We start from the raw sequence: 6,942 nt of genomic DNA on the forward strand, positions 1-6,942 counted from the left end.
GACCTCTCGCTCGGCGACGGCTCCTCCGTGACCCGCAACGTGCACGCCGTGCGCGACACCGGCAGCGCCGTGCTCGTGCACAGCATCGCCGACCGCGTCGCCGCCGTGCGCGAGGCGCTCGCCGCCGGCGCGGCGGGCGTCATCCCGAAGGCCTCGCCGATGTCGATGGTCATCGGCGCGATCGCCACCGTCGCCAACGGCGAGGTGCTCAACAACGTCGAGTGGGCGAGCGCGATCGAGGCCGACCGCGACTTCGCCAAGGCGCAGCTCGGGCGTCGCGAGCGCGACGTGCTCCACCTCTACGCGTCGGGACTGCCGCTGAAGCTCGTCGCGATGCAGCTCGGCATCGCCCACTCGACGGCAAGGGAGTACCTCGACCGGATCCGGGCCAAGTACGTCGAGGTGGGCCGACCCGCGCCCACCAAGGGCGACCTCCTGCGGCGTGCCGTGGAAGACGGCATCCTCCCCGGACTCGACGGCGAAGGCGGGGATGGCCGCCGTTGAATGGCGGGTCGCGCGACTCGCCACGCGCCGCAGGACCGCGGTCACGCGTGCGCAGGTCGAGACCGTCTCCGGGCGTGCGCTGGGTCTCTTCGGGCTCGTGTTCGGCGCGCAGACGCTGCCGCTCGCACTCGCCCAGTCCGCAGCGCTGATCCCCGGAGCGGGCGCCGCACTCATGGCGGTGCTGTACGGCACCATGGCGGCCCTCGCCGTCGCGAGCATCGCGAAGGTGGCCGTGCGCGGCGCGGCCCTCGTACTCGCGGGCCTCTACGCGCTCGCGCTGCTCGTGTGGCCGCTGCTCGTCGTCGACCCCGCCGCGCTCGCCGGCCAGACGCCGTGGCTGTACTACATCTGCACCGTCGCCACGGCCGCCGCCGTCATCGCCCTCCCCGTTCCGGGCGCGACCGCATACACGATCGCCATCCCGATCGTCTACGGAATCATCCGGCTGTTCCCGGCCGGCGGCCAGGTCAACGGCCTCCTGGCAGTGCTCGACGCGATGTACGCCGTGATCCTCGGCGTCGCCGTCCTCGTCATCATCACCATGCTGCGCCAGGCTGCTGAGGCGGTCGACACCGCACAGGAGGGCGCACTGCAGCGGTACGACCTGGCCGCACGCCAGCACGCCACCGAGAACGAGCGGGTCAAGGTCGACGCACTCGTGCACGACAGCGTGCTGACGACCCTGCTCTCGGCGGCCGCGGCCACGTCCCCCGAGGAGCAGGCCCTCGCCGCGCGCATGGCGCGGGACGCGATCAACCGGCTCGACGAGGCCGGCGCCTCGGGCCCGCGGGCCCTCGAGAACGTGGGACTGCCGGTGCTCGTGCGACGGTTGCGGGCGGCCCTCACGACCTTCTCGGCGCCGTTCACCGTGCGAGTCGTGAACGCGGGCGGGGTCGAGCTCCCGGTCGAGGCGGTCGAGGCGCTGTACACCGCGTCGGTGCAGGCCATGGTGAACAGCATGCAGCACGCCGACGAACCCGGTCGCGCCACCCGGCGGGAGCTCCGCATCCGCGGTGTCCGGGCCGGCGGGTGCGTGATCGAGATCGCCGACAACGGCGCGGGCTTCGAGCGGTCGAGCGTGCCCGACGAACGGCTCGGGCTCCGGGTGTCGATCGAGGAGCGGATGGCGAACGCGGGCGGCAGCGCCGACATCGCGTCCGCGGCGCACCATGGCACGACGGTCACCATCGCGTGGCCCGCCGGAGCGGCGGGGGGCGACGCATGATCACCGTGCCCCGCTGGCTCCTCCTCGCGCTCGGAGCCCTCTTCTCGATCTACCACGTCGTGCTCGGCGTCTACTCGCTGAACATCCCGCGCTCGCCGCTGCCCACGATCGTCGCGCTCGTGCTCTACTCGGTCGCGACGGCCGCGAGCCTCTGGCCCGCGAAGCGCATGCGCATGCCCGACTGGCTCGCGGCGTTCGACCTCGCCGTGAGCATCGTGATGCCCCTCCTCGTGACGAGCCAGCTCGATCCCGATGCCCCGAACGGGTACGCGACCTGGTACGTCGCGGCGGTCGGCACGTTGATGACCATCGCGGCGGCGAGGCGCCAGCTCGTGGCCGCCTGGACCGGCGTCATCGTGCTCGCGGTGCAGACCGTCATCTGGGCCGGGCCGATCGCGCTCGGCACCTTGGGCGTGATCGGCAGCATGGTGTGGGTGGCCATCGCCCACATGCTGACGACCGCGCTCACGACCGCGGCACGCGAGACCCGGCGATACGCCCAGGCCGAGCGCGAGGCGGCGGCGTGGCAGGCGGCCCAGGACGCGCACCTCTTCGAGGGCCGGATGCGGCTGGCCCAGACGAATCGCATCGCGGCGCCGATGCTCCGCCGCATCGCCGACGTCGGCGGCACGCTGACCGAGGCGCAGCGGCGCGAATGCCGCATGCTCGAGGCGGCCATCCGCGACGAGATCCGCGGGCGGATGCTGCTGACCGACGCGGTCCGCACCGAGGTGCAGCGGGCACGCGAGCGCGGCATCACCGTGACGCTGCTCGACGAGGGCGGCATCGACGACCTCGACGAGCCCTCACGCGACCGCGTGCTGTCGCGCCTGGCGGAGGCGGTGGCGCGTTCGAACGCCGACCGCATCATCGCCCGCACCGCGGCGGAGGGCTCTCCGGTCGCGGTGACGGTGGTGGGTCTCAGGGAACCGCTCGACGGCGCGGCGCCGGCGCAGAACACGGACGATCTCGAGGTCGAGTTCTGGATGGAGATCCCGCGGAGCGAGGTGTCCCGGGCGTGAGGCGCAGCCGCCATCAACGCCCCCGGACATGAAGGTGGGGGGCCGATCTGAGATCGACCCCCCATCAAGCCCGAGCCACGGCGACAACCCGAATATCGCCCTGACTCGCCCCCAACGGTCACCGGTTACCCGACCGGTGACGGTGGCGACTCCATCACGGAGCCTGCAAGACCCATACTGGACCAGAACCGAGGTATCGCAAAGTCAGCATTTGGGGGGACAAACGAGGCATTCGGGGGACAGGCCGAACCGGCTGTTCCGCACCACCCCAGTAATACGGGGGCGGTGGGCTCCCGGTGCCCCATCGGCAGGCGCCGAACGGGGGACACGCGGAGCGTCAGCGCGTGGAACGCGACCAGGCGCCCCTGCCGACCTCGATCGAGGTGCGGAGGGCGTTTCCGCTGCGGACCCAGGGGTCGCGGCGCGGCTCATCGGCGATCGCCGCGGTGCCCGCAGCCTCGTCGAGCGCGGCGAGGAGCACCGCGGTCACCGCGGCGGTCTCCTCGTCGCTCACGCGACGGGTGACGAATCGGATGGCATCGACGCGGTCGTCCGCGACCGCGTCGCCGGATGGGCGGCTCGTGCCGGGGTTGCCGGGCGTGGTGTCGTCGGTCATGGCGCCCCCTACAGCGGGATGTTCCCGTGCTTCTTCGGCGGCAGGCTCGCGCGCTTGGTGCGGAGCGCCCTGAGCGCCTTCACGACGGCGACACGGGTCGCCGCGGGCTCGATCACGCCGTCGAGCTCGCCGCGCTCGGCGGCGAGGAACGGCGAGGCGACGTTGTACGTGTACTCGTTCGCGAGCTTGGTGCGCACGGCCGCGACATCCTCGCCGGCCTCCTCGGCGCGCTTGATCTCGCCGCGGTAGAGGATGTTCACGGCGCCCTGGCCACCCATGACGGCGATCTCGGCCGTCGGCCACGCCAGGTTGATGTCGGCGCCGAGCTGTTTGGAGCCCATGACGATGTAGGCGCCGCCGTACGCCTTGCGCGTGATGACCGTCACGAGCGGCACGGTCGCCTCGGCGTAGGCGTAGAGCAGCTTCGCGCCGCGGCGGATGACGCCCGTCCACTCCTGGTCGGTGCCGGGCAGGTAGCCGGGCACGTCGACGAGCGTGAGGATGGGAATCGAGAACGCATCGCAGAACCGCACGAAGCGGGACGCCTTCTCGCCGGCGGCGATGTTCAGCGTGCCGGCCATCTGGCTCGGCTGGTTCGCGATGATCCCGACCGAGCGACCCTCGATGCGGGCGAAGCCGATCACGATGTTCGGTGCGAACAGCGGCTGCACCTCGAGGAAGTCGCCGTGGTCGACGATGCCCTCGATGACGGCGTGCATGTCGTACGGCTGGTTGGGGGAATCGGGGATGACGGTGTTCAGGCGACGGTCGTCGTCGGTGATCTCGAGCTCGGGCTCGGCGTCGTAGACGGGTGCATCCGACATGTTGTTGTCGGGGAGGAACGAGATCAGCGTGCGTGCGTAGTCGAGCGCGTCGGACTCGTCGCTCGCGAGGTAGTGCGCCACTCCCGAGACGGTGTTGTGGGTCAGCGCGCCGCCGAGCTCCTCCATGCCGACGTCCTCGCCGGTGACGGTCTTGATGACGTCGGGGCCGGTCACGAACATCTGGCTGGTCTTGTCGACCATGATCACGAAGTCGGTGAGCGCGGGCGAGTAGACGGCGCCACCGGCGGCCGGGCCGCAGACGATCGAGATCTGCGGGATGACCCCGGATGCCGCGGTGTTCCGACGGAAGATCTCGCCGTACTTGCCCAGGGCCACCACACCCTCCTGGATGCGCGCACCGCCGGAGTCGAGGATGCCGATGATCGGCACGCCGGTCTTGAGTGCGAGCTCCATGACCTTGATGATCTTCTCGCCGGCCACTTCGCCGAGCGACCCGCCGAAGATGGTGAAGTCCTGCGAATACACCGCGACCTGGCGGCCGTGGATGGTGCCGGTGCCGGTGACGACGGCATCGCCGTAGGGCCGCTTGGCCTCCATGCCGAACGCGTGGGTGCGGTGCCGCACGAACTCGTCGAGCTCGACGAAGGACCCGGGATCGAGCAGCTCGGCGATGCGTTCCCGCGCCGTCATCTTGCCCTTGGCGTGCTGCTTCTCGATCGCGGACTCACCCGACGCGGTCACCGCTTCGTGGTACCGGCGCTTGAGGTCGGCGAGCTTGCCGGCGGTCGTGGAGAGGTCTGGGCCGTCAGTCGATTCGGTCACGCCGTTCACTCTACCGGCGAGCATCCAGCCGACTTCGTTGATGGTTTCCTACAAATCCGCCCGGTGACGTGGTGCATTCCCGTCACGCGCGGAACTGGGAGACTGTCGGCATGGATCTTCCGCTCAGCCGCGCGGCGGTGCCGCGCCTCGAGTTCCTCGCGTCGACCGGTTCCACCAACGACGACCTCCGTGCGGTCGCGGCCGGCCCGGAAGCCGCTGCCTGGCCGCACGGATCGGTGATCGTCACCGACGACCAGACTCGCGGACGGGGCCGGCTCGGTCGCACCTGGCTCGCCCCGACGGGCAAGACGCTCGCCATCTCGGTGCTCCTTCGTCCCGTGCTGCCGGGCGGCGCGGAGTTCCCCGCCGACGCGTACGGCTGGATCCCGCTCATCGCCGGCGCCGCCATGACGGAGGCGGTGCGCCACGAGGTCGACGCCGCGGCATCCGCGGTGCTCGACACCGATGAGGACGATCGCAGCGGCGGTGTCGACGTGGCGCTCAAGTGGCCGAACGACGTGCTCGTGTCGGACTACAAGGTCTGCGGCATCCTGTCGGAACTGCTGCCCGAGTCGCGTACGGTGATCGTGGGCGCCGGCCTCAACCTCACCCTCGACGAGCACGACCTGCCTACGCTCACCTCCACGTCCCTCCAGCTCGTGACCGGGGTGCCGCCGCACGCCGACCGGGTGCTCGCCGACTACCTCGGCTCCTTCCTCGGCCTCGTGCGCGCCTTCGCCGAGCACGGTGCGGATGCCGTGTCGAGCGGCATCGCCGACCGCGTCAGCGGCCTCTGCGGCACCCTCGGCTCGGAGGTGCGCGTCGAGCTGCCCGGCGGACGCGAGCTCCTCGGCACCGCCGAAGGGCTCGACCGCGACGGCCGGTTGGTCGTGCGCGACGGGAATGGGGAGCCGCAGGCTGTCGCCGCCGGTGACGTCACGCACCTGCGGTATTAATGGGCGTATGAGCCCAGCCGTGCCTCAGCCTGCCGTTCCGCCGGCCTTGCCGGCCGAGCGGGTGGTCGCGCGGCTCCGGCGCCACGCGCGGGTGCTCATCGTGCCCGCAGCACTGCTCGTCCTGGTCGCCGGCGTCGGCACGTACGCGGTCCTGGTGCTGCCCGAGTTCTGGCAGCAGCTCGCGGTCGTCGGCGTGGGCATGCTCGTCGTGGTGCTCGGATGCGTCCTGCCGTTCCTCGCGTGGCTCGCTCGGCGGACCACGATCACCACCCGGCGCATCATCGCGCGCAGCGGGCTCTTCGCCCGCGTGCGGCGGGAGCTGCTGCACAGTCGCGGGTACGACGTGGTCGTGCGCCGCACCTGGGGGCAGAGCGCCTTCGGGTCGGGCGACGTGCGCATCAACACCGGGCATGAGCACCCGTTCGTGATCGCCGACGTGCCGAAGCCGTTCCAGGTGCAGGCCGCCCTGCAGGAGCTCATGGACGAGGCGCGATCCCACGTGGCCGACCGGCGCCGCGCGGATCAGTCCATCGCCGACGGCGACACCATCGCGTGGGGCGGACGCTGAATCCGTCGCGGCGCGTCGATCGCCCGATGGCGCCGTTCTTTCCACGTGGTGCGGCGGCGGACGCCGGAAGGACGTAACGTAGACAGGTGGTCTCGTGCGCCCCCGAGCGCGAGCCGCATGATGAAGGGTTCCACTTGGCCGACGAATGCATCCACGGTTTCGATGACGGCCTCTGCGCCATCTGCTTCCCGTGCAGATGAAGAACAGCTCGTCCCTCGCGGCGTCGGATTTCCCGTCTTCCACGATACGACGCCGAATTGCGCCCCGGCGATCGGGTCGTGGTGCCCGGATGACCGGGCGCCCTTCGGGGGCGCGATGAGAGCGGTGACATTCGAGGGCGAGATCGAGGTCTTCGGCGGAGTCGGCGGTCACCCGATCAAGGCTATCGGGCCGCTCACACCAGTCGGACGAGCAGCTCGTCGGCGCCCGGCGAGTCCGGCCGCG

Annotated in this window: 7 protein-coding genes; 5 read left to right on the forward strand and 2 right to left on the reverse strand. The window is 71.1% G+C overall.

Annotation, left to right across the window (positions count from 1 at the left end):
- The 3 genes from GH736_RS14375 to GH736_RS14385 form a co-directional block, all read left to right on the forward strand.
- Positions 1-504 (forward strand): LuxR C-terminal-related transcriptional regulator (locus tag GH736_RS14375; RefSeq protein ID WP_159604485.1); only part of this gene is annotated, 504 nt, incomplete at its 5' end.
- Entirely contained in the window at positions 491-1,729 is a 1,239-nt protein-coding gene (locus tag GH736_RS14380; protein WP_159604487.1) for a sensor histidine kinase, read from the forward strand. The genes GH736_RS14375 and GH736_RS14380, both read left to right, overlap by 14 nt.
- Complete coding sequence (locus GH736_RS14385; RefSeq protein ID WP_159604489.1) at positions 1,726-2,751, forward strand: hypothetical protein; 1,026 nt, start codon at positions 1,726-1,728, stop codon at positions 2,749-2,751. Before GH736_RS14380 ends, GH736_RS14385 begins: the two co-directional genes overlap by 4 nt.
- Before the next feature lie 337 nt (positions 2,752-3,088).
- Here the strand turns inward: GH736_RS14385 and GH736_RS14390 are convergent, their stop codons facing one another.
- Positions 3,089-3,367: an acyl-CoA carboxylase epsilon subunit gene (locus tag GH736_RS14390; protein ID WP_159604491.1), complete on the reverse strand. Its 279-nt coding sequence runs from the start codon at positions 3,365-3,367 to the stop codon at positions 3,089-3,091.
- A gap of 8 nt (positions 3,368-3,375) precedes the next feature.
- Positions 3,376-4,974 carry an acyl-CoA carboxylase subunit beta gene (locus GH736_RS14395; RefSeq protein WP_407922350.1) on the reverse strand — a complete coding sequence of 533 codons (1,599 nt, stop codon included), beginning with the start codon at positions 4,972-4,974 and terminating at the stop codon, positions 3,376-3,378.
- Positions 4,975-5,084: 110 nt separating this feature from the next.
- Between GH736_RS14395 and GH736_RS14400 the strand changes: the two genes are divergently transcribed.
- Positions 5,085-5,930, forward strand: coding sequence for a biotin--[acetyl-CoA-carboxylase] ligase (locus GH736_RS14400; RefSeq protein WP_159604495.1), 846 nt, complete (start codon positions 5,085-5,087; stop codon positions 5,928-5,930).
- Positions 5,931-5,949: 19 nt separating this feature from the next.
- Entirely contained in the window at positions 5,950-6,498 is a 549-nt protein-coding gene (locus tag GH736_RS14405; protein ID WP_235934244.1) for a PH domain-containing protein, read from the forward strand.
- Positions 6,499-6,942: the final 444 nt, after the last annotated feature.

The organism is Agromyces humi (genome assembly GCF_009720255.1).
Lineage (GTDB): Bacteria > Actinomycetota > Actinomycetes > Actinomycetales > Microbacteriaceae > Agromyces > Agromyces humi.

Excerpts from the sequence above, each read along its gene's own strand:
- GH736_RS14385 (WP_159604489.1), top strand. The coding sequence starts at position 1,726 with ATGATCACCGTGCCCCGCTGGCTCCTCCTCGCGCTCGGAGCCCTCTTC.
- GH736_RS14400 (WP_159604495.1), top strand. The coding sequence starts at position 5,085 with ATGGATCTTCCGCTCAGCCGCGCGGCGGTGCCGCGCCTCGAGTTCCTC.
- GH736_RS14380 (WP_159604487.1), top strand. The coding sequence starts at position 491 with ATGGCCGCCGTTGAATGGCGGGTCGCGCGACTCGCCACGCGCCGCAGG.
- GH736_RS14390 (WP_159604491.1), bottom strand. The coding sequence starts at position 3,367 with ATGACCGACGACACCACGCCCGGCAACCCCGGCACGAGCCGCCCATCC.